This window comes from Paenibacillus sp. UNC451MF, assembly GCF_000686845.1.
Taxonomy (GTDB): Bacteria; Bacillota; Bacilli; order Paenibacillales; family NBRC-103111; genus Paenibacillus_S.
This window is the reverse complement of record NZ_JMLS01000004.1, coordinates 175,136-201,190: the sequence shown is the minus strand read 5'-3', so window position 1 is coordinate 201,190 and position 26,055 is coordinate 175,136. Positions and strand designations below refer to the sequence as shown.

32 protein-coding genes and 1 tRNA gene are annotated in these 26,055 nt (G+C 44.8%); all 33 read left to right on the top strand.

Features of this window, described 5'->3' with window-relative positions:
- Window positions 1-80: 80 nt before the first annotated feature.
- The 33 genes from rpsA to trpE all read left to right on the top strand — a co-directional run bounded on the left by rpsA (window position 81) and on the right by trpE (window position 26,045).
- Complete coding sequence (gene rpsA / locus BP97_RS0108330) at window positions 81-1,322, top strand: 30S ribosomal protein S1 (protein WP_028548688.1); 1,242 nt, start codon at window positions 81-83, stop codon at window positions 1,320-1,322.
- A 99-nt stretch (window positions 1,323-1,421) separates the two neighbouring features.
- Complete coding sequence (gene fni, locus BP97_RS0108325) at window positions 1,422-2,477, top strand: type 2 isopentenyl-diphosphate Delta-isomerase (RefSeq protein WP_197035435.1); 1,056 nt, start codon at window positions 1,422-1,424, stop codon at window positions 2,475-2,477.
- An 84-nt stretch (window positions 2,478-2,561) separates the two neighbouring features.
- Window positions 2,562-3,200 carry a hypothetical protein gene (locus BP97_RS0108320; RefSeq protein WP_028548686.1) on the top strand — a complete coding sequence of 213 codons (639 nt, stop codon included), beginning with the start codon at window positions 2,562-2,564 and terminating at the stop codon, window positions 3,198-3,200.
- A gap of 19 nt (window positions 3,201-3,219) precedes the next feature.
- Window positions 3,220-4,134: a YIEGIA family protein gene (locus tag BP97_RS0108315; RefSeq protein ID WP_028548685.1), complete on the top strand. Its 915-nt coding sequence runs from the start codon at window positions 3,220-3,222 to the stop codon at window positions 4,132-4,134.
- On the top strand, window positions 4,135-4,326 hold the full coding sequence (locus BP97_RS0108310) for a capping complex subunit for YIEGIA (RefSeq protein WP_028548684.1): 192 nt from the start codon (window positions 4,135-4,137) through the stop codon (window positions 4,324-4,326).
- A gap of 108 nt (window positions 4,327-4,434) precedes the next feature.
- Window positions 4,435-5,757, top strand: a complete 1,323-nt coding sequence (gene der, locus BP97_RS0108305; RefSeq protein WP_028548683.1) for a ribosome biogenesis GTPase Der — start codon at window positions 4,435-4,437, stop codon at window positions 5,755-5,757.
- 13 nt (window positions 5,758-5,770) lie between these two features.
- On the top strand, window positions 5,771-6,364 hold the full coding sequence (plsY, locus tag BP97_RS0108300; RefSeq protein WP_028548682.1) for a glycerol-3-phosphate 1-O-acyltransferase PlsY: 594 nt from the start codon (window positions 5,771-5,773) through the stop codon (window positions 6,362-6,364).
- Window positions 6,365-6,382: 18 nt separating this feature from the next.
- Window positions 6,383-7,426 (top strand): NAD(P)H-dependent glycerol-3-phosphate dehydrogenase, encoded by a 1,044-nt coding sequence (locus tag BP97_RS0108295; protein ID WP_028548681.1) that lies wholly within the window; start codon window positions 6,383-6,385, stop codon window positions 7,424-7,426.
- Between the two features lie 71 nt (window positions 7,427-7,497).
- Window positions 7,498-7,797, top strand: coding sequence for a stage VI sporulation protein F (locus BP97_RS0108290; protein ID WP_036745647.1), 300 nt, complete (start codon window positions 7,498-7,500; stop codon window positions 7,795-7,797).
- A gap of 123 nt (window positions 7,798-7,920) precedes the next feature.
- Window positions 7,921-8,100 carry a DUF2768 family protein gene (locus BP97_RS0108285; protein WP_028548679.1) on the top strand — a complete coding sequence of 60 codons (180 nt, stop codon included), beginning with the start codon at window positions 7,921-7,923 and terminating at the stop codon, window positions 8,098-8,100.
- A gap of 64 nt (window positions 8,101-8,164) precedes the next feature.
- Window positions 8,165-8,458 (top strand): 2Fe-2S iron-sulfur cluster-binding protein, encoded by a 294-nt coding sequence (locus tag BP97_RS0108280; RefSeq protein WP_028548678.1) that lies wholly within the window; start codon window positions 8,165-8,167, stop codon window positions 8,456-8,458.
- Between the two features lie 35 nt (window positions 8,459-8,493).
- On the top strand, window positions 8,494-9,084 hold the full coding sequence (locus tag BP97_RS35670) for a nucleotidyltransferase domain-containing protein (RefSeq protein ID WP_036745646.1): 591 nt from the start codon (window positions 8,494-8,496) through the stop codon (window positions 9,082-9,084).
- Window positions 9,085-9,119: 35 nt separating this feature from the next.
- Window positions 9,120-9,455 (top strand): 2Fe-2S iron-sulfur cluster-binding protein, encoded by a 336-nt coding sequence (locus tag BP97_RS0108270; protein WP_028548677.1) that lies wholly within the window; start codon window positions 9,120-9,122, stop codon window positions 9,453-9,455.
- Window positions 9,456-10,196, top strand: a complete 741-nt coding sequence (locus BP97_RS0108265; RefSeq protein WP_231506250.1) for a hypothetical protein — start codon at window positions 9,456-9,458, stop codon at window positions 10,194-10,196.
- A gap of 256 nt (window positions 10,197-10,452) precedes the next feature.
- Window positions 10,453-11,931: a stage IV sporulation protein A gene (gene spoIVA / locus BP97_RS0108260; protein WP_028548675.1), complete on the top strand. Its 1,479-nt coding sequence runs from the start codon at window positions 10,453-10,455 to the stop codon at window positions 11,929-11,931.
- 287 nt (window positions 11,932-12,218) lie between these two features.
- Window positions 12,219-12,491 carry an HU family DNA-binding protein gene (locus BP97_RS0108255; RefSeq protein ID WP_036745644.1) on the top strand — a complete coding sequence of 91 codons (273 nt, stop codon included), beginning with the start codon at window positions 12,219-12,221 and terminating at the stop codon, window positions 12,489-12,491.
- Window positions 12,492-12,657: 166 nt separating this feature from the next.
- Window positions 12,658-12,734, top strand: a tRNA-Pro gene (locus BP97_RS0108250).
- A 169-nt stretch (window positions 12,735-12,903) separates the two neighbouring features.
- Window positions 12,904-13,830 (top strand): phosphatase PAP2 family protein, encoded by a 927-nt coding sequence (locus BP97_RS38745; protein ID WP_051620453.1) that lies wholly within the window; start codon window positions 12,904-12,906, stop codon window positions 13,828-13,830.
- A 102-nt stretch (window positions 13,831-13,932) separates the two neighbouring features.
- Entirely contained in the window at window positions 13,933-14,160 is a 228-nt protein-coding gene (mtrB, locus tag BP97_RS0108240) for a trp RNA-binding attenuation protein MtrB (RefSeq protein ID WP_028548673.1), read from the top strand.
- Between the two features lie 103 nt (window positions 14,161-14,263).
- Window positions 14,264-14,791, top strand: a complete 528-nt coding sequence (locus BP97_RS0108235; protein WP_028548672.1) for a hypothetical protein — start codon at window positions 14,264-14,266, stop codon at window positions 14,789-14,791.
- A gap of 89 nt (window positions 14,792-14,880) precedes the next feature.
- Window positions 14,881-15,744 carry a heptaprenyl diphosphate synthase component 1 gene (locus BP97_RS0108230; protein WP_028548671.1) on the top strand — a complete coding sequence of 288 codons (864 nt, stop codon included), beginning with the start codon at window positions 14,881-14,883 and terminating at the stop codon, window positions 15,742-15,744.
- Window positions 15,745-15,754: 10 nt separating this feature from the next.
- Window positions 15,755-16,477, top strand: coding sequence for a demethylmenaquinone methyltransferase (locus BP97_RS0108225; protein WP_028548670.1), 723 nt, complete (start codon window positions 15,755-15,757; stop codon window positions 16,475-16,477).
- A 24-nt stretch (window positions 16,478-16,501) separates the two neighbouring features.
- Window positions 16,502-17,374, top strand: a complete 873-nt coding sequence (locus BP97_RS0108220) for a UbiA-like polyprenyltransferase (protein WP_028548669.1) — start codon at window positions 16,502-16,504, stop codon at window positions 17,372-17,374.
- On the top strand, window positions 17,371-18,003 hold the full coding sequence (locus BP97_RS0108215) for a UbiX family flavin prenyltransferase (protein WP_028548668.1): 633 nt from the start codon (window positions 17,371-17,373) through the stop codon (window positions 18,001-18,003). The genes BP97_RS0108220 and BP97_RS0108215 overlap by 4 nt, the downstream gene beginning before the upstream one ends.
- Window positions 17,963-18,826, top strand: a complete 864-nt coding sequence (locus tag BP97_RS0108210) for a menaquinone biosynthesis protein (protein WP_028548667.1) — start codon at window positions 17,963-17,965, stop codon at window positions 18,824-18,826. The genes BP97_RS0108215 and BP97_RS0108210 overlap by 41 nt, the downstream gene beginning before the upstream one ends.
- Entirely contained in the window at window positions 18,823-19,797 is a 975-nt protein-coding gene (gene hepT / locus BP97_RS0108205) for a heptaprenyl diphosphate synthase component II (protein ID WP_028548666.1), read from the top strand. The genes BP97_RS0108210 and hepT overlap by 4 nt, the downstream gene beginning before the upstream one ends.
- A 58-nt stretch (window positions 19,798-19,855) precedes the next feature.
- Window positions 19,856-20,299 carry a nucleoside-diphosphate kinase gene (gene ndk, locus BP97_RS0108200; RefSeq protein WP_028548665.1) on the top strand — a complete coding sequence of 148 codons (444 nt, stop codon included), beginning with the start codon at window positions 19,856-19,858 and terminating at the stop codon, window positions 20,297-20,299.
- 15 nt (window positions 20,300-20,314) lie between these two features.
- Window positions 20,315-21,094: a CheR family methyltransferase gene (locus BP97_RS0108195; RefSeq protein WP_028548664.1), complete on the top strand. Its 780-nt coding sequence runs from the start codon at window positions 20,315-20,317 to the stop codon at window positions 21,092-21,094.
- A gap of 78 nt (window positions 21,095-21,172) precedes the next feature.
- Complete coding sequence (locus BP97_RS40650; RefSeq protein ID WP_197035428.1) at window positions 21,173-21,337, top strand: hypothetical protein; 165 nt, start codon at window positions 21,173-21,175, stop codon at window positions 21,335-21,337.
- Window positions 21,338-21,591: 254 nt separating this feature from the next.
- A complete protein-coding gene (aroC, locus tag BP97_RS0108185) occupies window positions 21,592-22,755 on the top strand; it encodes a chorismate synthase (RefSeq protein ID WP_028548663.1) in 1,164 nt (387 codons plus the stop codon).
- Window positions 22,756-22,773: 18 nt separating this feature from the next.
- On the top strand, window positions 22,774-23,868 hold the full coding sequence (gene aroB / locus BP97_RS0108180) for a 3-dehydroquinate synthase (RefSeq protein WP_028548662.1): 1,095 nt from the start codon (window positions 22,774-22,776) through the stop codon (window positions 23,866-23,868).
- A 3-nt stretch (window positions 23,869-23,871) separates the two neighbouring features.
- Window positions 23,872-24,249 carry a chorismate mutase gene (gene aroH, locus BP97_RS0108175; protein WP_028548661.1) on the top strand — a complete coding sequence of 126 codons (378 nt, stop codon included), beginning with the start codon at window positions 23,872-23,874 and terminating at the stop codon, window positions 24,247-24,249.
- A 257-nt stretch (window positions 24,250-24,506) separates the two neighbouring features.
- Window positions 24,507-26,045, top strand: coding sequence for an anthranilate synthase component I (gene trpE, locus BP97_RS0108170; protein ID WP_028548660.1), 1,539 nt, complete (start codon window positions 24,507-24,509; stop codon window positions 26,043-26,045).
- The last annotated feature ends 10 nt before the right edge of the window (window positions 26,046-26,055 follow it).

Below are 26,055 nucleotides of genomic sequence, written 5' to 3'. Positions count from 1 at the left end.
CGCCGGTAAATTATATTGATAGCAGCAATTGTAACTACTATTTATTGAGTTAGGTTGCTAACCAAGGAGGGTATTGGACCATGTCAGAAGAGACAAAAGTGGAAAACGTACAAGAGGAACAAGCGCAACAAGAAGTATCCCAAGAGGAATCCATGGGTAATGTATCTGTACTGAAAAAGGGAGATACCGTAAAAGGCAGTATCATTAAAGTGGATGACGAGCAGGCAATCGTTGACGTTGGCTATAAGTATGACGGCGTTATTCCTGTCCGTGAGTTGTCTTCCGTTACTTTAGGCAGCGCTGGTGAGAGTGTACAAGTAGGTCAAGAAGTTGAATTGAAAGTATTGACCATTGACGATAACAAAGAGAAATTAGTACTTTCCAAACGTGTAGTGGATAGTGAAAAAGCTTGGGATCAGCTTCAATCCGATATGGAGAGCAAAACGATTCTTGAAGCAAAGGTTGCTGAAGTCGTTAAAGGCGGATTGGTAGTTGATGTAGGTTTGAGAGGTTTCGTGCCTGCTTCGATGGTAGAGCGTACTTTTGTTGAAGATTTCAGCGACTACAAGGGACGCACATTAAGATTGCGCGTCAAAGAAATGGATCGCGAGAAAAATAAAGTTATCCTTTCCCAAAAAGATGTTTTGGACGAAGAGTTCGAAGCAAAGAAAAAAGATATGATTGCCCAATTGTCGGTTGGTCAACAGCTGACAGGTACGGTTCAACGCTTGACTCAGTTCGGTGCTTTCGTTGATATCGGCGGTATCGATGGTTTAGTGCATATTTCCGAAATGGCATGGCACCACGTTGAAACTCCGTCTGAAGTTGTTAAAGAAGGCGACCAAGTTCAAGTACAGATCTTGAAGCTTGATCCAGCTAATGAGCGTATCAGCCTAAGCATTAAAGCGACTCAACCAGGCCCATGGCAAAAAGTGGCTGAACAGTTCCAAATCGGTGAGATTGTCACTGGTACTGTGAAGCGTCTTGCACAATTCGGTGCTTTCGTTGAAGTAGCTCCAGGTGTTGAAGGTTTGGTTCATATTTCTCAAATCGCTCACCGTCACATTGCAACTCCTTTCGAAGTTTTGAAGGAAGGTCAAGAAGTCAAAGCTAAGGTTCTGGACCTGAACGTTGACGAGAAACGTATCAGCTTGAGCATTAAGGAGACGGAAGAAGCTCCTGAAGCTCCTGCTCCTAAAGCAGACAGACCTGCTAGAAACCAAAAGGAAACCAAAACCGTCATTGCGGAAGAATATCAAAACCAAGGTCTTAATTTGACATTGGGTGAACGGTTTGGCGACAAATTAAGCAAATTCAAATAAGTTTGATTTGAATATTGGACCCCGTTAGAGTGAATAGGCTCAATGCTTATTCACTCTTATGGGTTTTAAGGGGGAAGCAAGGTGCGGATACCAAGAAAGATGGAGCATGTCCACCATGCTCTACAGCTTGGGCAAAGCGGTAATCAAGGATTTGCGGATATTAAGCTGATCCATAATTGTTTACCGGAAACATCCACTTCGCTTATCTCATTGCAAACGATAATCGGCGAACTCAATTTGAGCTCGCCGATTATTATTAATGCGATGACTGGCGGAGCTCAGGAGACAGAAGAGATCAACCGAGAATTAGCGATTGCCGCCAGAGAATCGGGATTGGCAATGGCAGTGGGCTCCCAAATGTCAGCGCTTAAAAATCCGGAGGTAGCTTCCAGCTATCGAATTGTACGAGAAATGAATCCAGATGGCATCGTATTTGGGAATTTAGGTAGCGAGGCAACGCTCGAACAAGCCTTGAGAGCGGTAGAAATGCTTCGTGCTGATGCACTTCAAATTCATTTGAATGTCATGCAGGAGCTTATTATGCCGGAAGGAGACCGGGATTTCCAAGGTATGCTGGAACGCATTTCTACGATCGTGGCTCATGTTGGTGTTCCGGTAATCGTAAAAGAAGTGGGTTTCGGCATGGCAAGAGAAAGTATAGATGCTTTGTGCGGTGCAGGTGTATCGGTTATTGATGTAGGGGGTTATGGTGGCACTAATTTTGCTGCTATCGAGAATATGCGCCGGTCGCTGCCTATGGAGTGGTTGAATGAATGGGGTTGTACGACGGCGACGGCATTAGTTGAAGCTGTAGCTACGACGTCTAATCGTACACATGTCTCTCTGATCGGCTCAGGTGGAATCAGAAGCAGCTTGGAAGCATGTAAAGCACTGATTCTAGGTGCCTCGGCAGTAGGCATTGCAGGTGCGTTTCTGAAGACGCTGCGCAGTGAAGGTACATCAGCCTTAGTCGCGCAAATCGATGAGATGCTGAACGAAATGAAGCTCGTTATGACGGCATTAGGTGCGCCTACTGTTGAGGACTTGCATCGTGTCCCAGTTGTTATCACTGGTGAGACGTCTCATTGGTGTTATGCAAGAGGCATTGATATCCAAAGCTTCGCGAATCGAACAGGTTTTATAAAAATTACATAACCTAGCCATACTAAGAACGGGAATGGGAAGCGGCTTTGATAGTACAAAGCTAACTTTACTATTTACAGTTCTAAGGTGGTTGCGATGAATCCAGGATACTTATCTTTGTTGCTTATGGTCGTTACGTTGATCCTGTTCGCTAGTGGCTGGAAAGACATTGTTATGAGAGGTATAACTTCAAAGGTCATACTTCTTTTTTTTATTTCGTGGCTTATTTGCATGAATCTGTCCGTTCCCGTGGGGGGAGGACGTATAAGTCTTTGTTTTGGAGTTCTTCTCATTACCATTCTTTATGTTCTTTGGCGTGTCCATGGAACCGTGTACAGAGTTCATCTTCTCTCTGTAGGGGCTTTGCTTGGATCGATCAGTTTTTTTATGCTTGAGACTATTCACCTTGTGCCAAAGCTCATATTGGGCAGCTCGGAAATATCTATGGGACTTACCATCGGTTTATTGGTCAGCCTGTTGACCCGGCAGCCTGCTGTACAAATAGCTTCACTATCTATAGGACTTATGCTGGCTGAAGTGTACCATGGCTATCTTCACCGTAATTATTTGGGGTTTCAGCTTGGATTCCAAACGTTTCAAGATCGATGGTGGCTGACGCTTTTTATCACAAGGACTTTTTCCTTAGTGTTGTTATTTTCAATGCAAGCTTGTAAAAAAAGCGTTCTTTGGCTTTCTGATGGTATAAGGCGGAGGCACAGCGGCGATAGTGAATAGAGAGAGGAATGAGAAATGAATGCTGCATTGGATGGCTGAACAAAAGTATACCGTAGGCATTATTTTAGGTGTACTGTTCGGATTGGGAGCAAGAATAAGTATGCTTCAGACGGATTATCGCCAATACCCGACATATCCTCACGGTAAAATCATTCATGTTGCTCTCGGCGTCATCGCTGCTGGGCTGGGCTCTGTCGCTGTGCCATCTTTACTGGACAAGAATTATACTGCGGTAACCTTTCTTACGGTAGCTGCTCAGCAGTTTAGAGATGTACGGAATATGGAGCGACAAACACTTTCCAAAATTGACAGTATGGAGCTTGTACCCCGTGGAGCCACTTATATCGAGGGGATTGCTATGGTATTTGAGGGTCGTAACTACATGGTGATTTTCACATCGTTTGTTGCTGCATTGTTCAGTATTATTTTGACTTGGTACTGGGGGATTGTCGCAGGAATTGTTGCTATACTCGTAACGAATCATTTTAAAAGCGGTAAGAGTATTTCCCATATAGCTGATGTACAAAAGGCGGAGGTGCGGATGGATGGTCCCAATCTATTCGTAAACGACATCTATATGATGAACGTAGGACTGGATGATACGCGTAATACGATCCGTGAAAGGGGCTTAGGACTGATTTTGGTTCCCAAAAATCAGAACTGCCGAGTGACCTTGGCTAATATAGGCCAGCGACAAGCCCTTCTTCACGACATCTCAACCATCATGGGCGTTTATCGTGATGAGGGAGAGCCATCACTGCTGCCACTTGCTAAATTGGATATGAGTGATGGACGATTAGGCATATTTCTGCTCCCTCAAATTCTAAATGCAGACCAAGCCAGAAAGGTTATCATGCAATCTCCAGTACTGGAAAGCGCAGTGCGAATGCCGTCCGAGGCGGATTTAAGTCCAAGCGGAAAGGAAGGCGCCTAAATGGGTAGAATCGTGGCGATAGTTACTGCAGACAGGGATAAGGTGGCAGGCGGTTCTCCTATTTTTTGGGTGAAGGATGCGGCTGATCAGCAAAAAATTGCGTTTAAATTGGAAAAAATATTAGATGCGGCAGCCCACGACTTGGAGAATGGTACGATGATTCTTGTCGACCATAAAAGCTCTTCCGAATAATGGAAACATACGGAATTCATTGCTTTGTAGGAAGGCAAATGCTATGATGTAGATTGTGAAATTTTTCATGTTGCCGTAGGTGTGCAGCTAGGAAAGGAATGAAGTTGAGTGGCAAGACCCATAGTGGCCATCGTTGGCCGTCCCAATGTCGGGAAGTCTACTATTTTTAACCGCATTATAGGGGACAGACTTGCAATTGTAGAAGATATGCCGGGGGTAACCCGGGATCGATTATATGGAGTCGGCGAATGGCTGGACAAAGAGTTCAGTGTTATTGATACCGGCGGTATTGAAATCGACGGAGAAAATGAAATTTTAAAATCGGTACGTGTGCAAGCAGAATTAGCCATTGAAGAAGCTGATGTCATCATTTTTATGGTTGATGCCAAGGCAGGGGTAACGCCTAACGATTCTGAGGTTGCCGAGCTGCTTTTCCGTGCGAAGAAGCCAGTTATACTAGCCGTGAATAAGGTAGATAACATCAAGCGTCAGGATGATATTTATGAGTTTTATAGCCTTGGATTCGGTACGCCATACGGTATTTCAGGTTCTCACGGTACGGGAATTGGCGACCTGCTTGATGAGGTTATTCAAAATTTCCCTGATACGACAGAGGAAGAGTATGGTGAGGAAGTTATTCGTGTTGCTTTGATCGGTCGTCCGAATGTCGGAAAATCCTCATTGACGAATGCTATTCTGGGTGAGGATCGAGTCATTGTAAGCGATGTGGCCGGTACTACACGTGACTCCATCGATACCCCTTTTGAGAGAGAGGGGCAAAAATATGTAATAATCGATACGGCCGGAATGAGGAAACGCGGTAAAGTTTATGAGAACACGGAAAAATATAGTGTCATGCGTGCTATGAAAGCGATTGAACGCGCAGATGTGGTGCTGGTTCTTATCAACGGGGAAGAGGGCATCATAGAGCAGGATAAGCATGTTGCAGGTTATGCACATGAAGCCGGCAAAGCGGCTATCTTTGTCGTGAACAAATGGGATGTCGTGGAAAAAGATGATAAAACCATGCAGCAGTTTTCGCAAAAGATTCGCGATCACTTCCTGTTCATGACCTATGCTCCGATTATTTTCTTGTCTGCCAAAACAAAACAACGGCTTCACAAGCTGTTGCCAGTTGTCATTCAAGTAGCTGAGCAGCATGCGCTGCGTATAGCAACGCATGTTCTTAATGATGTAATTTCTGATGCTGTTGCTATTAATCCGCCGCCGACGGATAAAGGAAGAAGACTTCGTATTAATTATGCGACACAAGTATCGGTTAAACCGCCGACTATCGTTTTATTTGTTAATGATCCGGAACTGATGCACTTCTCCTACGAGCGCTACTTGGAAAACAAAATCCGTGCCGCTTTCGGATTTGAAGGAACTCCGCTCAGATTGTTTACTCGTAAAAAATCGGATGATGAATAGGGAGAGATAAGCAGTGTTATCTGTCATTTCCATTATTATTGCTTATTTGCTGGGTTCTATCAGTTTTAGTTATTTGGCGGGGAAAATGCTCAAGGGAATTGACATTCGCAATCACGGAAGCGGAAATGCAGGAGCGACGAACACACTTCGTGTACTTGGCGTAGGACCCGCAGTTACGGTACTCATTCTCGATGCGTTGAAAGGTGTGGCGGCCGTTCTGGTAGGACGATGGCTGGGTCAGGGTGACGTACTTATTGAAGTGCTGTGTGGCCTAGCTGCCATATCCGGACACAATTGGCCGATATACTTTGGTTTTCGAGGCGGTAAAGGGATAGCGACTACCATCGGCGTGATGATTACTCTAGCGCCCATGGCTGTAGTCTATGCGGGAATTGTTTGTATATTAGCTATAGCACTAACAAGGTACGTTTCTCTCGGTTCTCTGTTGTTTACAGCCCTCTTACCTTTATTTATTTGGTTTATGCGGGGACCGATTGAAATTTTCTGGTTAAGCTTGTTCGTGTTTGTGTTCGCTTGGGTGCGTCATCGCTCCAATATTGTAAAATTAATTAAAGGACAGGAAAATAAGCTCGGCTCCAAAAAATAATTTCGGAGGTGTGGGCTCATGCCCAAAAAAGTATCCGTGTTGGTCGCAGGAAGCTGGGGTACGGCGATTGCTTCTGTTTTGGCGGAAAACGAAATGGATGTCATGCTGTGGACTCGTAATGAGCAGCAAGCGGCAGAAATTAATACGGAGCACCGCAATCGACGTTTTTTGGATGATGCAGCTTTGTCGCCGCGTATTCGTGCAACATCTTCTATGGAGCAAGCGATAACCGGCTCCGATGCCGTTATCGTCGTTGCACCTTCAGCGGGTATGCGTGATGTGGCGTCGCAGATGCGTCCGTTTTTAAATAAAGAAACCGTTCTTGTGCATGCGACCAAAGGCTTTGAAGCTTCTACATTAAAAAGGATGTCGAACGTGCTAGCTGACGAGCTGCCTCACTATGATGCGTCGAAAATCGTTGTTCTGTCGGGTCCAAGCCACGCAGAAGAAGTGATCAAACAGAGCCCGACAACCGTTGTGGTAGCTTCGGAGGATTCTGCGGCTGCGGATGCCGCACAAGATTTATTAATTAATAACAGCTTCCGTGTCTATACGAATCCCGATGTTGTAGGCGTAGAGGTTGCTGGAGCTCTCAAGAACATTATTGCTTTGGGGGCGGGACTCACAGATGGTCTCGGTTATGGGGATAATGCCAAAGCAGCTTTGCTTACCCGAGGCCTAGCAGAGATATCGCGTCTTGGAACGGCAATGGGCGGCAATCCACTAACCTTTGCCGGGTTGGCTGGAGTTGGCGATTTGGTTGTTACTTGCACAAGCAAGCACAGCCGCAATTGGCGTGCCGGATATTTACTTGCACAAGGCCACCCCCTTGAAGATGTTCTTCGTCAAATGGGTATGGTGGTTGAGGGGGTCAAAACGACCCAAGCGGCTTACAAGCTTTCTCGTGAGTTCGATGTTACAATGCCGATAGCCGATGAGCTGTACGCGGTTCTCTTTGAAGGGAAGTCCCCGGAAGCGGCTGTAGAGGATTTGATGGGCAGAGGAAGAACACACGAGCTAGAGGAAGTAGCCAAGCCTGTGCAAACAAAATGGTTCGGCTAGATTACCGCCTACACGGTTAGGGTCATTCGTTCATACAATACCTTAGATCATGCTCCGATCCTTAGGGAGTTATGAGGTTAAGGAGGGACAGGACAGTGGCCGATAAAAATATGCCTAAAGATGTGTTAAACGCTGTAAAGAAGAAAACTGGCAAAAATATAAATGAAAAAGATATATATAAGCTAGCCAGCGGCGTAAAACCGTCTACGATGCAGAGTGAAGCCCAATTAAGACAGTTGATCAAGCAAGTTTCTAGTCTTGTGAATGTACCGGTTTCCGAGTCAACTATCAATGAAATCATTCAATCGGTACAAGGAAGCAAGAACGGCAATACGTTGGAGCAGCTTATGAAATTAATATCGAAAAAATAACAGTTTCGTGGCATGAGCGGCCGTCCGGCGCGCTTGTGCTTTTTTTATGTTATAATAGCCAAAGAATATTTTGGATACATAAGTGTTTACATATTTTAGTTACGATAGGGGTCGTTGTATTGTATGTCATCCATGGATAAAATGTGGGCATCCTTCATTGCCATTGGGTTGATGGTGCTTGCATCATTACTGATTTCATTTGCAAGAACGAGAACTAAGGGAGTTGTACGAGGAGTACTTTCCGTCATAGCCTTTTTGCTGTTTATTCCCATTTTATTGTATGTGCTTGTTTCGATGCTTTAAGTTCTTATTATTACAAAGATTGAAAGTCAGCCTACATAGATAACATAACAGGGGGTTCCGCAGGATGATTTCTTTATTGGGAAGGAAAGTACAAAAACAGGTTGAGTATGATAGTGGCCTGACTATACTGGATTTGGCAATGAAGCATGAAGTGGACTGGTCCTTCTCCTGCACTCGTGGTACCTGTGCCCGATGCAGATGCTTGGTTAAAGAAGGAAGAGAGTTTATGAACGAGCCGAACGATGCAGAACTGGACCGACTGGAGCCAGAGGAAATTGAAGCTGGGTTTAGGTTGGGATGTCAAGCTATGGTTAAGCAGGACGGGCCGATAACCATCGTTTATAAACCCTATTTTTAATGAATTAACAATTGCTTGTGAAAAGGGGATTATAAGTGGTTTATATTGACAAACTGGGGGATGCGCTCAGAACACTTCAAGCACAGCTTCATGACGTAGAGCAGCCTTGGTTAGTCGGAGGTAGCTGCGGATTGCTTATGCAAGGAGTATCCATAGCAGAGGCGCCAAAGGATCTTGACATCTATGCAGACCCGGAAGGTGCGAGGATTATCCATGCGCGGTTATCGGAATATTCCATCGACGAGCAAGTAGAGGATCGTTCTTCCATCTACTATTCTTTGTTAAGTCACTATAATCTAGACGGAATCCAGGTTGAATTGGTTGGAGGATTCCAAGTAACGATGCGAAACAGCGTTTATATTGTGAATGCGGCGCTCCTTAATGACCGTTTCGCGATGAAATATTCTTTGAACAGTGGTGGGCAGCTTGCTCCGATCAAATTGATGCCACTTGAGCATGAGCTTATTTTTAACTTGCTTCGGAATCGACCGGACCGTTATGAAGCCATTGCTAAAGTGATTTCAATTCGAAATATAGGGACAAATCAAGCCCTTGAAGAACTTATTCAGCAAAATAGTATTGATGAAGCCGTTATAGTGCAACTGCGTAAGTTACTTCAACGGTAAGCTAACAAAAGAAGACATTAAAGGAGTACAAGAGGATGACAGCTCGTGTGACGTTTATACCGGATGGCAAATCAATCGACGTTCGCCCAGGATCGACCTTGTTGGACGCCTCACGCAGAGCCAGAGTCCGTATTCGTACTCGTTGTGGCGGAAAAGCCGCCTGTTTGATGTGTAAAGTCCTTGCTGATGACGGCTCAGGTCTAGCGGCGCCAAATCAGAATGAGCGGTTAAAGCTGGGCAGCTTGCTGGAACAGGGTTATCGACTAGCATGTCAAACCAAGGTTACAGGTGATGTTACCGTTTCACTCCCTGAAGACCCGTTAAAAGCAGCGATAAGGAAACAGATGGAGCGGCAGCAGGAGGAAGATTAGATGAAATCTTTGAATATACGAAAAATAAGTATGATGCTTAGCATTGTAATCTTATGTACGGTTTTGTCGGGATGTATGTACCCGAAGGAGATGCGTAAAGAGAATCAAATTGCGTCTGGGGAATTCGTGGTAGTTGTACAGAATGCAATCGATCAGTTTCATACGAAGACCGGTGTGCTCCCCATTAAAAATAGCGATCAGATGACGCCGTTATACGAGAAATACCCCATTGATTTTAAAAAGCTGAAAGAAAGAGGTCTGATTAGCAATATTCCGGCCAATGCTTTTGAGAACGGGGGCTCGGCAATTTACGTTCTGGTTGATGTAGAGACTAAGCCAACGGTCAAGATGATGGATTTATCCTCGTTTCAGCAAACGGTAGAAGTGCAGAAGCTCGTGGATGATTATAAATCCAAGAATAAAGGGCAGCTTCCCAAAGGTGAAGCGGTGGCATCTTCCTTTTATCGAATCGATTTTGCCAAAATGAACAAAAAACCAGAGCAGGTAAACAGTGTGTATACCCGTCAAGTCATGCTTCCATTCTTGCTTGATGACGCAGGAAGAGTCTCCATCGATTATTCGGAGGAAATGATGCGTCTTATCGACAAAAAAACGCTTCAAAGCAGCTTAACAGCAGATCAGGATTTACGTGAGCTGCTAGTAAAGGAGTCTTTCTATGTCCCGGCACGCAGTGGTCCGTACCATTGGGTGAACGGAAGTCCTGTTCCTGTGCTTGAATAAAATTCGGTAAGCCTCTATTAACCTCTTCAAAGGGAAATAGAGGTTTTTTTGTTTTCCAAAGAATAACCCGAACCATGCGTTCATATATTCTCATAGAGATTAAGCTGCGGTAAGAACGCCGTTGGTTAACAAGGAGTGATCAAAATAAAATATGATTTTGAATCATCATATTTTGTTAGCTAGTACATATATTTTTAATAGTCCAAAAAGCATGTGTACGAGTTTCGTCTTAAACAACCTGTAGGAGGGATTCTCATTGGAAAAAGTGGATATCTTTAAGGACATTGCAGAGCGTACTGGCGGGGATATTTACCTGGGGGTCGTTGGAGCGGTCCGTACGGGAAAATCAACGTTCATCAAGCGCTTTATGGAATCGATCGTACTGCCGAACATTCAAAATGAAGCCGATCGGATACGTGCGACCGATGAATTACCGCAAAGCGCAGCGGGCCGAACCATTATGACGACGGAGCCGAAATTCGTACCGAATAATGCGGTACAGCTGCACGTTGCTGAAGGGCTGAATGTTAATATTCGTCTAGTGGATTGCGTCGGTTATGTGGTCGAGGGTGCCAAAGGCTATGAGGATGAAAATGGCCCTCGCATGATTAATACACCTTGGTTCGACGAAGCGATTCCGTTCCAGGAAGCAGCTGAAATCGGTACCCGAAAAGTCATTCAAGAGCATGCGACATTAGGAGTGGTCATCACGACGGACGGCACCATAGCAGAAATCCCACGGTCGTCATATGTCGATGCAGAAGCAAGAATCATTTCCGAGCTTAAGGAAGTCGGCAAGCCGTTCATCGTTATTGTGAACTCCACCAAGCCGAACGGCGAAATTGCCCAGGAGTTAAGAAACGAGCTGCAGACGCAGCACGACATCCCTGTCGTAGCTATGAGTGTGGCGAATATGAACGAAGATGACATGATATCCGTTCTCCGCGAAGTGCTGTATGAATTCCCCGTACACGAAGTCAATGTCAACCTGCCTAGCTGGGTTATGGTGTTGGAAGAAAACCACTGGCTGCGCTCCCACTTTGAAAATTCCGTTAGGGAGACCGTACAGGATATTCGTAGACTTCGTGATGTCGACAGGGTAGTCAGCCACTTTGAAGAATATGAATTCATCGATAAAGCCGCTTTGGCAGGAATGAATATGGGTCAAGGTGTGGCCGAAATTGACTTGTATGCTCCTGATGAACTGTATGATCGAATCTTGATGGAAGTGGTGGGCGTTGAGATCCGCGGCAAAGATCATCTGCTCCAGCTCATGCAGGATTTCAGCCATGCGAAGCGAGAATACGACCACTTCGCAGAGGCATTGGAGATGGTGAAGACAACGGGTTACGGCATCGCTCCTCCTACGCTTGCTGACATGGCTCTGGAAGAGCCCGAGCTTATCCGTCAGGGCTCCCGGTTCGGTGTACGCTTGAAAGCAACAGCTCCGTCGATTCATATGATTCGAGTAGATGTAGAATCGGAATTTTCACCAATCATCGGAACGGAAAAGCAAAGCGAGGAGCTCGTACGCTACCTGATGCAGGACTTTGAGGACAATCCGCTCAAAATGTGGGAGTCCGATATCTTCGGCAGATCCCTTCACTCCATCGTCCGCGAAGGGATTCAAGGCAAGCTGTCTATGATGCCAGACAACGCAAGATATAAATTGCAGGAAACACTCGGACGCATTATTAACGAGGGCTCCGGTGGACTTATCGCCATCATATTGTGATATAGATTACAGAAGCGGGGCGAAAATGCACTCCAATGGGTGCATTTTTTTGTTTTCACTTGAAAAAGTGTCATGGGTGTATTACTATAGTCTTGATTTACAAGGTTTTCGCTTGTTTTATGTATATTTTCTGACTTTTCGGTTAACAAAGGAAGTAATAAGACAAACGGCTAATGGCGTAAATTCGAGATTAGCGGCTCCAAGACAGAAATTGCCGTTATCTTTTACGGTACTGGTTCTTCTTGTGAAGTACGTTTTGAACAATGATTTGGGGGGAGGTGAATGGCATGAATAAATCTGAATTGATTAACAAGGTAGCAGAAACCAGCGAGCTTTCCAAGAAAGACGCAACAAAAGCGGTTGAGGCTGTTTTTGAAGCAATCTCTGAAGCTTTGCAAAGCGGGGATAAAGTGCAGCTGGTAGGATTCGGAAACTTCGAAGTTCGTGAACGTTCCGCTCGTAAAGGACGTAACCCACAAACTGGCGAAGAAATCGAAATTCCATCCAGCAAAATTCCAGCTTTCAAACCGGGCAAAGCCTTGAAAGACGGTATTCAATAAGAATGGCGTTCTAGTACATAAGCTTTCATTCGGTGAAAATACAAACATCTGAATCGATGAGATTCAGGTGTTTTTTCATAGGTGCAGGAAACTTAGTTTTTTTAGTGTTTAACTACTTTACAGGAATGGTTTCCCATCATATAATATGAATTGTTTAAACGACAATCGGGGTATGGCGCAGCCTGGTAGCGCGCACCCTTGGGGTGGGTGAGGTCGCACGTTCGAATCGTGTTACTCCGACCATGAAAGAGACATCGTCAAATCGGTGTCTTTTTCTTTTGCGCAGCGTTGAGCCATTCACGTTATTTTATGCAGTTGTGGTAAAATTACATGAAGCAATATGGCGATGGATTTGCTATACTGAGTAAATGTTGATTTAGCAGCTTTAAACTGCAAGAGGGGGATTGCTAGAGTGAAGGTAAGAGCACAAAGTTGGCTTGCAGCCAATGACTGGACAATGTACGGTATTATCGTTTCCATTTTTTTGATTTGGCGAATTGGAATTGAAGGTGGTTGGAGCACGGCGTGTTGGGTCCTACTGCTCGTATGCTTATTAGGCGTCCGTAAAGACCAGATTGATGTGGATTGGAAACGTTTTTTTATATTCGGTTTGCCCTTACTCGGCATTTTTTATTATTTTTACGGTTCAGGAAATGGCATCTGGTGGAAAATTGCGAACTGGATGTTTGAGAATAATCGTCATCCCTGGAACTGGGATCAAATGATGAAAAGTATTCCATATAATGACGCCGCTTGGGCGAGAACGTTTCATCGAGTGAAGCTCGATAACATGATGGTATGGATTTATAACTATGGCTTCGTGCTCTCCTTGTGGATCTGTATCGTACGCAGCTTCTGGACCCGGAGCATCAAGAAAATGCTATCCTATGCGTTGTCGGGACACTTGATGCAGTTCCCGCTTATTTTGCCGTTCTACAACTTAATTCTGCTTCGTGAAGTGTGGTGGGTTAAAGGTCAGCCCGATCTTTTGGGACGCAATTTTGCGACCGAGAACGATCTTCTTGTCAATGTCATGAACTGTTTCCCGAGTATGCATACGTCGATTTCATTTGCGATGTTGCTTCTGGCTCTTCGGGAGAAGGACCGCATTTTCAAATATATGATGGTTGCGTACTGCGCATCGATTATTTTCTCCACAATGTATTTGCAAATCCACTGGGTACTGGATGTTATTGCTGGGATGGCATTCGCTTACGGGATTGTCAAGCTGGCTGATCTTGTGATCCATCTGGGAAGCAAGTGGATACCGAGCAGCTTCAAAAGCTTCTATAGTGGCAAGAAAGACAAAGCATACAATAAAGAGACTATTGCCGCCTAATAAGGTGGCTCTTTTTTTGCGTTTAAGCACTAGGCAGTTGACATCGTTCACATTTTTTTGCATCATACTATTAAGATAGATAGGACAGGAAGGAAGATTATTATGGAAGCCAATCAGAATCAAGCGGATTATTTTATTATAAAAGCAAAGGAAAACGGGGTTCAGGTCATTGGTTTAACCCGTGGACAAGACACTAAATTTCATCATACGGAAAAGCTGGATAAAGGTGAAGTGATGATAGCTCAATTTACAGCACATACCTCTGCAGTTAAGATCCGGGGTAAGGCCGTTGTAATGACTAAACATGGCGTGATGGATACGGAGGAATAATTTTTCAATTTCCGCAGGCATAGCCTGCTTTTTTTCGTTGTACAATGATAGAAGAGGGATTTCGGCCAAGCAATCGCAATTATGCGAAGGAGGATATTGTCCGATGAAATGGTTTACCCGACTTCTAATCACTATTGTACTTTCAGTCGGCCTAGCGGCTGGTCTGTCTATTCTTCCGCAGCTGGAGAGCAAGTGGAGCCTGCCTATGTTTCACACGGTTAAAGCGCAGCCCGTCTCTGAACTGAATATTGTCGATGTGTTGAGTAAGGCACAGCTTCATCTACGGATCCGTAAAGTCGAGGTCACGCATGCCATCGTGTCTATTGACCTGTTCGCTTCTCCGGCTACTGATAAAAAAGAAATCGTGCAGGATTTATACGAGCTGCCGCGGCATTTGTTCCGCAGTTCCACAAATCTTAATCAAGTATTGGTTCGCGTACTGGATGGATCAAACGACGGTAAGCAAAGTACATCGTTATTGATTGCAGAGGAAGCTCGAAGAGAGAAGTGGCTTCCAAGTGAAACTTCTCTCAGCACCCAAAGTGCGGAGGAGATGGAGCAGTACTTGCAGTCCCACTTTCGTGTGACGTACACGACCAAATGGCAGGACCGTTTCAACGTAAAAAGTTGAGACAGGATATTGTGCGTGAATATGCGTATTGTGCTATAATAATTTAGATTGTTTTGTTGTGATTCTTTGCATTGGTTCGGAGGCTAATTATGAATTCTTATCGGATCCCGGAAATGGCCCGAAAATATATGGAGTACGACATGATCCAGGCCCACACGGACTTGCCGCATTTTCCAGAATTTCGTACGCGTTTGTTGTATGCGTTTTTAAGCAGGCACAGTACTTTGTCGGGTTATAGTGAGCTTTTTAGCTTAGTAACATCATTAGTTCAAATTGGGATGGATACGCACGATTTGGTGAGTATTACGAATAACGTGAAGGAAATGAAAGCGGCAAGGTCGAGGCAGCTTAAAGTGCTGGCTGGAGACTATTTCAGCAGCCGTTTTTATTATTTGCTCTCCCATGCAGGACAAGTGGACTTGATCGGAATACTCTCACATGCGATTTGTGAGGTAAACCGGTTAAAAATTAATTTATATCAACTGATGAAGCAGTTTAAGATGACGGCGGATGATTACATAAAACAAACGGTTGAAGTCAGAACCAGGTTATACATGGCTTTTGCCGGTTTTATGGAGGAATCGCTGCATAGTGCATGGCCCGAGATTTTAAGGCTGTTTACTCAATGTGAAGTAATATTGCAGGAAATTTCCCGATCGGAAACGGCGCAGCAATACCGTGACAGCTGGGGGTTTTGGCATATTCTTCAACAGGCGACGAAGGAAGAATGCAGGCATATTCAAGCGGATGAGCCGGATTATTCCAAGCTCCGATCCATATGGTTAAAATATAAAGTAACACCTCAGCTGTACCAAATGCTCAACGTGTGTATGAAACAACTGCAAGATAAGCTGCAGACGCTGGAATCGAAGGAATTGGGCAAGGAGCTCCTGTCTATTGGAGAACCGTTTATACGATACCTATCGACGCCTAAAGCGCTGGAAGAAATATGAGGTGAGATTTGTGCAATCCAAAACACAATCCAAAGAGGAGTTTGTTCATTCCGTATTTGAAAGCATAGCTCCCAAATATGATTTGATGAACGACATACTAAGTTTCCGCAGGCACAAGGCCTGGAGGAACTTTACGATGAAGAAAATGAACGTAAAGCCAGGGAGCAAAGCTATAGACCTTTGCTGCGGTACATGTGACTGGACAATTAGTCTTGCTCAAGCAAGCGGTACCGGCGATATGGTGGGGCTTGACTTCAGTCAAAATATGCTCGATTACGGCGGCATGAAAGTACGTGAAGCAGGCTTGGATAAGCAGATTACATTGGTTCAAGGAAACGCGATGCAGCTTCCGTTCGAGGATAATTCATTCGATTACGCCACGATTGGCTTTGCTTTGAGGAACGTACCTGATCTGGTTAAAGTCATTGAGGAAATGCAAAGAGTCGTTAAACCTGGGGGAATGGTTGTATCCCTGGAGCTTTCCAAACCGACATGGCAGCCTTTCAAAGGTCTTTATTATTTTTATTTTCAAAATATTTTACCGATGCTCGGTAAGTTGATTGCAAAGCGTTATGAGCAGTACAAGTGGCTGCCGGAATCATTGATTCATTTTCCTGATCATAAACAGTTGGCTGATATTTTCAGAAAAACAGGGTTGACCCATGTACAGGCTTATCCGCTTACCGGAGGCATTGCGGCACTTCATATCGGCATCAAGAAGGAAGCGGACTAAGGAAATGGGAGTGGGGCGAAGATGTTGTTGAAAAAAGCAAAGATTTTTATGGAAATGATTAAAATTGAGCATACGCTTTTTGCGTTGCCTTTTGCGTTTATGGGGGCTTTGGTCGGTTCGATTGTTATTTTTCAAAAACTACCCAACTGGGGACAGATCGGGTGGATTATACTAGCGATGGTAGGCGCACGAAGCGCGGCAATGGGGTTGAATAGGGTTATAGACAAAGTATTTGATGGTCGTAATCCTCGAACCGCTGCAAGAGCCATTCCTGCTGGACTCATATCATCCAAAGAAGCTATATTGTTCATTGTGATTTCATTCACATTATTATTTTGGGCTACTTCCAATTTGAGTACTTTATCAATGAAGCTGCTTCCCATTGCCGTTTTTTTTCTGGTTTTTTATTCTTATACTAAACGGTTTACTTGGGCTTGCCATCTGTTTTTGGGCTTTACGATTGCTTTGGCGCCTCTTGGCGGTTGGGTAGCAGTAACGAATGGAGTAACACTATCGGCATTTATATTTTATATTGCAATCGCGTTCTGGGTTGCCGGATTTGATATTATATATGCTTGTCAGGATTCCGAATTTGACAAAGAAGAAGGTCTTCACTCGATCCCTAGCCGGTTTGGTGTTGCCAAAGCACTGAAAATTGCACGCTGGTTCCACGTTGTTACCGCTCTTGGATTGTTAGCTTTGTTTATTTTGACCGATCTTAGCTGGGTATACTTAACAGGGCTTATCATCGCCAACGGACTTCTCTTTTATGAACATAAAATTGTTACCCCTCAAAATTTAAGCCGGTTGAATACGGCGTTCTTTACGTTGAACAGTGTCTTGAGCGTGTCGTTATTCGTATTCACCCTAATTGACTTGGTGGTGCTGCACGGATGAGCAAGCCTTGGGTTATAGGTATCACAGGGGCTAGCGGGGCTGCATACGGAGTACGCATCTGCCGATTCTTACTAGAACGAGGCTATGATTTGCATCTGCTGATAACGGATGCCGGGTGGCGCGTGCTTAAAGAGGAATTGGGATGGGATGCATCGAAGCGCAAGGAAACGCTGGAAGCTTATTTCGGTGACTATCCGGGTAAATGTACTTATAATCCCATCCAAGATATCGGGGCAAGTACCGCCAGCGGCTCTTTCAGGACAAGCGGGATGGTAATCATTCCCTGTTCAATGGGTACTCTATCAGGAATTGCGCACGGAGCATCCGATAACTTGCTGGAAAGAACGGCGGATGTCATGCTGAAAGAAGGCAGACAGCTGATCATCGTTCCGAGGGAAACGCCACTGCATACCATTCACCTTGAGAATATGCTCAAGCTTTCTCGTATGGGAGTTCGTATTATCCCGGCCATGCCTGCTTTTTATCAAGGGCCTCAGACTTTGGACGATATGGTTGACTTTATGGTTGGGAAAGTTCTGGACACCATGGACATTGAGCATGAATTGTATAGAAGATGGGGGATGACGGATGAGCAGCGTGAACAAAATGATCCGCATCGGCCGGATTGATTTTACGAATGTGTGGCCATTGTTTTATTATTTCCCTTATGAGCGGCTCCAGAAAGAAGTGGAGTTTGTCACTCAGGTACCGACTCAGCTAAATGCAGCTATGGCAGCAGGTGTTATTGATATCGGTCCAATCTCGTCATTCGCCTACGGTGAAAACTTTGAACAATACATGCTTTTACCTGATATGTCTGTAAGTGCTTATGGACAAGTAAAATCGATTCTTCTGTTCCACCGCAAACCGCTAAGCGACCTTGGCGGGTCTTCCGTCGCCTTGCCTACGACTTCTGCATCGTCTGTCAATTTATTGAAGATTATTTTGCGACGGTTTTATGAGGTTGAGCCTGATTATCATTATGCTCCTCCCTTACTGGATGAGATGATGCAGTCTGCTGATGCCGCTCTATTGATTGGAGACCATGCGATTCGGGAAAGCTGGAAAGAACACGGTTGGATGGTAACCGATTTGGCTGAGGAATGGATGAAGTGGACAGGTCAATGGATGTCATTCGCGGTCTGTGCGATTCGCAAGCAAGTCGTTGATGAGCAGCCGGAGCTGGTAGGCAGTATTTATCAAGCATTTATGGAGAGCAAACGAAAGTCATTGAATGATTTGACTGCGCTGGTTCAAGAGGCACGACAGCAAATCGGCGGTACGGAAGCGTATTGGCACCAATATTTCTCTACACTAACCTATGAGTTCGGCCCAGAGCAGCAGACTGGTCTGCAATTATACTATCGTTATGCTTGGGAACTCGGCTTTCTGAACAAAGAGGTGCAGATTCAATTGTGGAACGATAATTTATTGACACAGGTGACGGAATGAAGCTGATAGATTTATACGCAAAAATGAAAAGAGATATTTCGTACATAGAGAAAGAACTCGAGCGAAATATTGATACCGACCACGCTTTGTTGAGGGAAGCATCGGTACATTTATTAAAGGCAGGCGGCAAACGAATCCGGCCTATTTTTGTTCTGTTGGGTGCGAAATTCGGTACATACGATATGGAGCGCATAAAGCATGTTGCGGTTCCACTAGAACTAATACATATGGCATCGCTCGTTCACGATGATGTTATTGACGATGCATTGACTCGCCGGGGGCAGTTAACTGTAAGGTCCAAATGGGATAATCGGGTAGCGATGTATACCGGTGATTACATATTTGCAAAAGCGTTGGAAGTAGCTACTAAGCTTGAGAATCCAAGGATTCATCAAATATTGTCTAAGGCGATTCTCGAGATGAGTATTGGGGAAATGGAGCAAATTCGCTTTTTCTTCAATCCTGATCAGACCGTCCGTGATTATATGCTGAGAATTCGCAGGAAAACAGCGCTGTTAATCGCAATTAGCTGTCAGTTGGGAGCTATTGCAGCGGGGGCGAGCGAAAAGCTGTCCAATCGCTTGTATTCATTCGGTTATAATGTGGGAATGGCATTTCAAGTGCGAGATGATTTGCTTGATTTGATCGGTACGGAGAAGGAAATCGGCAAACCCCCGGGCAGCGATATACGGCAGGGGAACATCACGATTCCTGTCATTTTCGCTTTGCAGGAGCCGGAGCTTCGTGGGCCACTACTAAGCGAGCTGAAACGAATACAAGAAGCGGACGGTCAAACGGATATCCGTTACTTTATCCAAATGATCCGGGACAGCAAAGGAATCAAGCAGGCGGAACAGCTTGCGAATCGTTATATTGATAAAGCCATAGCGCAGTTGAAGGATCTTCCGGACATTCAAGCTAAAAAGGATCTAATCAGTGTAGCGCACTTCATAGGTAACCGATCTTATTAGGAAAGTTTATCAGATATCGAAATTTGTGATATATTGGGTTTAAAGGAGGAATTTGATGATGGAACGTACCTTTTTGATGGTAAAGCCTGATGGCATTCAACGCGGACTTATTGGAGAAATTGTAAAACGTTTTGAACAAAAGGGATTTCAATTGGTAGGTGCGAAGCTGATGCAAGTTTCTGTAGACCTGGCGGAGCTTCATTACGAAGAGCATAAGGGTAAAGATTTTTATGATAGATTGGTTACCTTCATAACATCTGGTCCTGTATTTGCCATGGTGTGGGAGGGTGATCAAGTCGTTGCCTTGTCCAGAGCTATGATTGGCAAGACCAGTGCGCTGGATGCGGCTCCTGGAACGATTCGGAGTGACTACGCGGTACATACGAACTATAATTTGATTCATGGTTCTGATTCCCCAGAGAGCGCTAAGAGAGAAATTGCAAATTTCTTTGGAGATCAGGAATTGGTGAATTACACCAAAGTGATACAACAGTGGATCTAGGATGGGGATAGCGGCATGGAGGATCAAGATTTTCTTTTATTTATAAAAAAGGTTAAAGATTATACATCCATAGATTTGTCGCAGTATAAAGAAGCCCAGATGAAGCGGCGTTTGACGACCTTAAGAACGAAAAAAGGCTACAATACCTTCGCTTCATTCTTTGAGGCGATGACAAAGGATAAAGAACTCTTTTACGAGTTCCTGGACCGGATGACGATAAACGTCTCGGAGTTTTGGCGAAATCCGAACCGATGGGAAGTACTTGAGAAAACCTTCCTTCCGGACATGCTGCGCAAAAGCCGCAAGCTAAAATGCTGGAGCGCTGCATGCTCGACCGGCGAGGAGCCGTATACGTTGGCGATGATTTTAGCTGAATTAAATGCATTGAAGGATGCACATTTATTGGCAACGGACATCGATGATGGGGCGTTGGCCAAAGCAAAAAAAGGGATCTACTCGGATCGATCGATCCGAGATGTTCCAAGTCACTATTTGAAAAAATATTATAAACAGGAAAATTTAACGTTTTCCGTATCGGAAGAGCTCAAGCGTGAAATCCGTTATCAAAAGCAAAATTTATTGATTGATACGTTCGATACGCAGTTCGATCTGATTATATGCCGTAATGTTATGATCTATTTTACCGAGGAAGCCAAGCACTTATTGTACCAAAAATTCGCAAATGCTCTGAAGCCTGGCGGTATTTTGTTCGTCGGCAGTACGGAACAAATTTTTTCTCCAGGCCAATATGAGCTGGAATCGGCAGAAACGTTTTTTTATCGGAAAAAGGGGTAAACCTTGTGGCTGATGTATATCTTTTTCCATCCCTTCCAATACTGAGAAACATGGACAACTACTTGCAGGAGGGACCCGATGGACAAAAGAAAAGTAATCATGGCATACCGAAGAGGATTTATTACCATGCAGGAATGCGCTCAAATCCTGGGTATTGATTCTTTGCAGGTCATGGGCATGGTGGATGATCCTGAGCTAAACGAGATGCCAAGCCCGTTAAAAAGGCAGCCGGTTAACGGCTAGGCTTTTACCTTAGTTATTAGAGTCTAAGATGGTCAAGGAGGCACTGTCACAGCTTACAAGCTGCTGCAGTGCTTCTTTTTATGTATACAGAACATGCCAAGCACGCGATATATGGCGTTTTGACGCCGTTTTCTTGTCAAACGGTGACACCTATACTATAATTAGCACATGAATGGAGTACATAAAAGCGCTAAAGCGTGCTGAATGGTACTATGGTGCTTTTTTGGGGTATAGGATGAAAGGGGAAAACGAGTGTGAGATATTTAACGGCAGGGGAAACCCATGGCCCGCAGCTTACTGCGATTATTGAAGGATTTCCAAGCAATGTGACCATAGACTTTGAAGAGGTGAATTTTCAGCTGGCTCGACGTCAAAAGGGTTACGGACGCGGACGTCGCATGCAAATTGAGAAGGATACCGCCAACATCGTCGGTGGTGTAAGACATGGCAAAACTACAGGAGCACCTATCGCTTTAGTGGTTGAAAACAACGACTGGAAGCATTGGACCTCTGTTATGAATATTGAGCCTATCGAAGGAAACGACGAAACGAAACGCCGTGTTAATCGTCCTCGTCCTGGTCATGCGGATTTGAACGGCGGATTGAAATATAACCAGAAGGATCTGCGCAATATTCTGGAGCGTTCGAGTGCTAGAGAAACTACGATGCGTGTTGCTACAGGCGCTGTTGCTCGTCAGCTGTTGTCCGCATTCGGGATTAAAGTAGCGAGCCAAGTCATCAGAATCGGTGAAGTAGAAGTAAACCGTCAAGAGCTACCGATCGATGAGTTGATTCGCATAACGGAAGAATCGCCATTGCGTGTAGTTGACAAAGAGGCAGAAGCTCTTATGATCGCTGCTATTGACGCGGCTAAAGAGGAAGGCGATACGCTCGGTGGTATCGTGGAATGTGTGATTGAGGGTGTACCTGTAGGCTTGGGAAGCCACGTTCAATGGGATCGTAAGTTGGATGGACGCATCGCGCAAGCTGTGTTGTCGATTCAAGCCTTCAAAGGTTGTGAAATCGGTATCGGATTCGAGGCTGCTAAACTAAGAGGGTCCAAAGTCCATGACGAGATCATGTATAATGAAGAGCATGGCTTTTATCGTGCATCCAACCGCGCAGGCGGCTTCGAAGGTGGTATGACAACGGGTGAACCTATCGTAGTTCGTGGCGTTATGAAGCCGATTTCGACACTTTACAAAGCATTGCAAAGCGTTGATATTGATACCAAAGAAGCGTTTACTGCACAGGTGGAGCGCTCAGATACTTGTGCTGTTGCAGCCGCGGGCGTCATCATGGAGAACATTGTCGCTTGGGAAGTTGCCAACGCATTCTTGGATAAATTCGGCGGAGACTCGCTTGAAGAGATTCGTAATAACTACAATAGCTTTTTGGCGCAAGTAAAAAGTTATTAGAAGTGGGGCGTGGAACCGGTGAAGGAGCTTACGGTTGACTTAGGGGAACGTTCGTACCCGATTTATATCGGGGAAGGGATATTGGAGCAAGTAGGCCATTTTTTTACCAAGCATCAAATCAGTAAAGTTTCTCCTCTGCTGCTCGTTACGGATACGAATGTGGCCAAGTTTCATCTCGATAGTGTTGTAAGTAAGATTCAAGAAGCGGGCTACACGGTTGCTAACCATATTGTAGCGGCTGGAGAAAAGTCCAAGTCCCTGAGGGTTTTGGAAGAAGTCGTGCAAACGGCTTTAGAAGCAGGCTTGGACCGCAAGTCGACCGTTATCGCCCTGGGCGGAGGAGTTGTTGGCGATCTTGCGGGATTCGTAGCTGCAAGCTATATGCGCGGTGTGCGCTTCGTACAAATTCCTACAACAATACTGGCTCACGACAGCAGTGTCGGTGGGAAGGTTGCCGTCAACCATCCGCTGGCAAAGAACATTATTGGCGCATTCCATCAACCTGAAATGGTTATCTATGATACGGCCACACTCAAGACTTTACCGGATCGTGATGTAAGAGAAGGTTTGTCGGAAATGATTAAGCATGGTCTCATTTGGGATGCGGGCTTCACGGCTTGGCTGGAAGACAATAGCGAGAAGCTGGTCTCCTTGGACCAAGAGGCACTGCAGTACGGCTTGTACGAGGGCTGCAAAGTGAAATCCTACGTCGTATCCAGAGATGAGACGGAAAACGGTCTTCGGGCTATTCTCAATCTAGGTCATACAATCGGACATGCACTTGAAGCCGTTGCAAGCTATAATGAGCTCCATCATGGAGAAGCCATTTCCATCGGTATGGTAGGAGCAGCAAAGCTTGCGGTTAAGATGGGTAATCCAGAGCACATCTATACAGTGACCAAACGTATTTTACAAAAATTCGGGCTTCCGACTCGTCTCCCAGAGCATTTGGATACAGATGAGATTATGAATGCTATGATGCATGATAAAAAATTTCAAGAAGGAACGATGGTCTTTATCATTCCTACTGAGATCGGTAAGGTCGAGATCAATAAATCAGTGTCTGCGGCTGCAGTAAGAGAAGTCGTAGAGCAATTGAAACAGGAGGCTTAATCCATGTTGGTTCGGGGAATTCGCGGTGCGACTACAGTTGAACATGATGAAAAGAATGAAGTATTGACAGCTACTAGAGAACTGCTGCATCAAATTATTCAAGAGAACGGAATACTCCCTGAGGAAATCGCTTGTGTGTTTGTAACGGTAACCAACGATTTGACTACGACATTTCCAGCGGTTGCTATTCGTCAGTATCCTGGTTGGGAGCTTGTTCCCTTGATGTGCTCTTTGGAAGTGCCTGTTGAAGGTAGCTTGCCAAAATGTATTCGTTTGATGGTCATGGCTAATACAGAGAAAAAGCAGGATGAAATCATCCATGTATACCTGAAAGAAGCTATGCGCCTTCGCCCTGATTTATCGAAATTGACAAAAGCATAATGAGCATAGTATAGTTACAGTAGTGATTTGTAAGATCAGTGAGAAGAGTAGAGACGAGTTTAGTGAGAGCAGAGTTGAGAAGAGCCGAGTGTAATACTTAGTCCCGTGCATTGTACTGCACTTATTTAATGTTGCCTTTTTAGGGCACAGGACTACGGTTATGATCATCTGCGAAGACCACCTCTACTTTGACGTAGAGGTTTTTTTGTTTTTAATAGACTTTAGTTGATTTTGAGTTGAGAAGAGGAGAGATAAGGATGTATACACCAGAAGCTAAGGAAGTTATCCGTTTATCCAAGCAGTATAATTTGATCCCTGTCGTCCGTTCACTAATGGCGGATACAGAAACACCGATTCGCGTATTTCAACAATTTTATCAAGAAAAACGCGCGTTTCTGCTCGAAAGTGTAGAGGGCGGAGTCAAATGGGCTCGATATTCTTTTATCGGGACGGATCCTTTCCTTATGATTACTGCAAAAAATGGTGTAACGAAGATTGAAGGACATAAGGAAACGAAGCATTCGACGGAAAAGCCTATTGATGTATTAAAAGGATATCTAAGAGCTTACTCGAGTCCATCACTTCCTGAATTACCTCGGTTTACCGGCGGTGCAGTAGGATTTTTCGGATATGATTTACTGCAATACTATGAAAAACTGCCTGCACATCGAGTTGACGATTTGCAAATGAATGATATCCAGTTTATGTTTTGTGACCAAGTGATCGTGTTCGATCATTTCAAGCAGCAGATCAAAGTCATCGCTAATGTTCATGTACCCCAGCATGGTTCGGATGCGGAGATTGTTGCTGAATATGAAAAAACTTGCGCTAAAATCGATGAGACGATCGAACGTTTGAAGCGCCCGCTGCCCGTACTGTCAATGGCTCAACAACAAATTCCGGATGATGTGGAACTTGGTGATCTGAAGTCAAACCTGACGAAAGAACAGTTTATTGACAACGTTGAGAAGGCTAAGGAATATATCCGGGCAGGAGACATATTCCAAGTGGTACTTTCACAGCGGTTTGAGATTGAGACCGACGTTTCTCCACTTCATGTATATCGCATTTTGAGAACAATGAATCCTTCACCTTACATGTACTGTCTCAAAATGGATGACGAGGTCATCGTAGGTACTTCTCCTGAACTGCTGGTTCGCGTGGAAGATGAGAAGGTGGAAACACGACCTATCGCAGGAACCCGTCCGCGCGGAACAACGCCGGAGCAGGACCAAGCCTACGAAATCGAGCTGCTTGCAGATGAGAAGGAACGTGCCGAGCACTTGATGCTGGTTGATTTGGGACGCAACGATATCGGACGTGTATCCGAGTTCGGAAGCGTACACTGCGACACTCTCATGCAGGTAGAGCGCTATTCTCACGTTATGCACATTGTATCGAATGTAACTGGAAAGATCGCGAAGGATAAAGATTTCTTCGATGCTTTTATTTCTTGTTTACCCGCGGGAACCGTATCCGGAGCTCCTAAGCTAAGAGCGATGGAGATTATTGCAGAAGTGGAAAATGAAGCGAGAGGCGCTTATGCCGGAGCCATAGGATATTTGGGCTTTTCCGGCAATATGGACACTTGCATCACGATTCGTACGATTATTTTCAAAAACGGTAAAGCTTACGTTCAGGCTGGAGCGGGTATCGTTTGGGATTCCGTTGCTGAAAGCGAGTACCAAGAGACCGTGAACAAAGCCAAAGGGATGCTTAAATCCATTCGTACAGCGGAGGTTGTTTTCTCCCAAAAATCGTATGCGCACTCGGTTATTAACCACGACTATTATTAATCAATAACTC